Raw genomic sequence first — 1,570 nt, forward strand, 5'->3', positions numbered from 1 at the left:
CCTTGAGGTGGCCGACCGAGGTGCCGGTGTCGTAGTTGCTGTCCGGCTTCTTGCCGTCGACCAGGTGGCGGAAGGTGTAGGTGTCCAGGTCGAGCATGACTCCGCGGTGCGAGGGCTCGCCGGGCCCGCGGTCGCCGACGAAGCCGGTGACGCTGCGGCCGTTGTAGGTGACCTTGACCTTGGTGTTCATGGGCCAGCTAGGGCTGGCGAACAGGCCCTTCTGCATGGGCTTGCCGCTGGCGGGGGCGCCGGTGTCGCCGTTCACGCCCGAGCCGTCGTCCCAGAAGTAGGACGCGGTGGTGCTGCCGGACAGGACACCGCGGGTCTTCGTCGCAGCCTTGCCGGTGGTCTTGCCGGTGGTGTGGCGGGAGGTCTTCTGGTGCTGCCCGGTCACCTGCTGGGAGGTGGCCTTGTGCGCCATCGGCTCGTCCGCCGGGGCGCCGTGGGCGCTCTCGACCGCCACGCCCGCGACCAGCAGGCCCGCCAGGGCGGTACCGGTCAGGGCGGACAGGGCGGTGTCGATGGCTCGCTGCTGCATGTGGATCCTTCGCTCGAAGTCGGGCGCCGGGTCACGCCGCTGGGGGCATGAGGGGTCCGGCGCACGGCACGGCACGGGTCGTGGCTCGTGCGGAGGGAGGGAAGGGGGGAAGGGGGCACCGCCGCGCGGTGCAAGAAGAGGGGGGTGGGGCCGCGGTGCGGCCCCGGGGTCACCGGTATTCGGGGTAGCCGTAGCCGGCGACGGTGGAGGTGTCGCGGACCTTCTGCTTGACGGCGTTGCCGGTGTTGCCCTCGATGGTGTTGATGGTGCCGTCGTGGTTGTCCTTCACCACGATGCCGACGTGGTCGACGCCCTTGATGCCGCCGCCGTTCCAGGCGAAGAACACCACGGCGCCGGGCTTGGCGGTCTGGCCGAAGCGGCCGGTCTTTTTGAACCACTCGGCGTGGCTGACGGTGTAGGCGTCGGCGCCCATGCCCTTGGTGCCGGTGTTCTGGCCCAGCCAGGACACGAACATGTCGCACCAGGACTGGCCCTTGTAGACCGAGGCGCTCTTGGCGCCGATGCGGTGGGCGTTGAGCCGGCCCAGCGAGGAGTCGACGTACCAGTCGTTGAACTTGCTGTTGCCCGAGGCGTCCTCGTGCGTGCCGACCTGGGTGCGCGCCAGCTTGATGACGTCCTGCGCGGTGGCGCCGGCCTTGCTGCTCGCGGCGCCGGTCTCGGCGCCCTTGCTGCTGTTGGCGTCGGCCTTGGACGCGGCGGCGACGTGCGCGGCGTGGGCGGGCTTGGTATCGGCGTGGGCGGAGGGGACCAGCGAGGCGAAGCCGAACGCGCCGGCCAGGGACAGCACGGCGCCGGCGGCGACGCGGGTGCCCATGCGCTTGGTCATATCGAAGGTAGGAGCGGTCATGAGATGGGTTCTCCTGAGGTTCTTCCAGTCCGCCTACCGGGTTAGCTGTCGGGTTCGGGCGTGGAAGTGGCCCTACCGCCGCCCCGCGCATGCGGGGGTGCGGATTCACCCCGGTGTTTCGGTGGGTCCCCGGCTCCGCATCACCGTGATTCGGCGTGGCCTTG

Annotated in this window: 2 protein-coding genes and 1 riboswitch; both genes read right to left on the reverse strand. The window is 70.5% G+C overall.

Annotated elements, in window-relative coordinates; translation table 11 throughout:
• Window positions 1-538 (reverse strand): RlpA-like double-psi beta-barrel domain-containing protein (locus ABD296_RS49280; RefSeq protein WP_344285416.1); only part of this gene is annotated, 538 nt, incomplete at its 3' end.
• 169 nt (window positions 539-707) lie between these two features.
• Window positions 708-1,406: a CHAP domain-containing protein gene (locus tag ABD296_RS49285; RefSeq protein WP_344285419.1), complete on the reverse strand. Its 699-nt coding sequence runs from the start codon at window positions 1,404-1,406 to the stop codon at window positions 708-710.
• A gap of 16 nt (window positions 1,407-1,422) precedes the next feature.
• Window positions 1,423-1,563, reverse strand: a riboswitch (cyclic di-AMP (ydaO/yuaA leader).
• Window positions 1,564-1,570: the final 7 nt, after the last annotated feature.

The organism is Actinomadura napierensis, assembly GCF_039529375.1.
In the GTDB taxonomy this organism is placed as follows: Bacteria; Actinomycetota; Actinomycetes; order Streptosporangiales; family Streptosporangiaceae; genus Spirillospora; species Spirillospora napierensis.

What these genes read in the sequence shown, in the direction of transcription:
- ABD296_RS49285 (WP_344285419.1), bottom strand. Translation starts at nt 1,406, where the DNA reads ATGACCGCTCCTACCTTCGATATGACCAAGCGCATGGGCACCCGCGTC.